The sequence below is a fragment of the Paenibacillus polysaccharolyticus genome (assembly GCF_023714295.1).
GTDB lineage: Bacteria > Bacillota > Bacilli > Paenibacillales > Paenibacillaceae > Paenibacillus > Paenibacillus polysaccharolyticus_A.
On sequence record NZ_JAMAUN010000081.1, the window covers coordinates 1 to 253 of the forward strand.

Consider the following 253-nt stretch of genomic DNA (forward strand, 5'->3'; position numbering starts at 1 on the left):
TGGGGAGTACGGTCGCAAGACTGAAACTCAAAGGAATTGACGGGGACCCGCACAAGCAGTGGAGTATGTGGTTTAATTCGAAGCAACGCGAAGAACCTTACCAGGTCTTGACATCCAACTAACGAGGTAGAGATACGTTAGGTGCCCTTCGGGGAAAGTTGAGACAGGTGGTGCATGGTTGTCGTCAGCTCGTGTCGTGAGATGTTGGGTTAAGTCCCGCAACGAGCGCAACCCTTATATTTAGTTGCCAGCA

General features: G+C 51.0%; 1 rRNA gene. It reads left to right on the top strand.

Annotation, left to right across the window (positions count from 1 at the left end):
• Positions 1–253: ribosomal RNA gene (locus tag M3629_RS28305) — 16S ribosomal RNA — on the top strand; the annotation flags it as partial.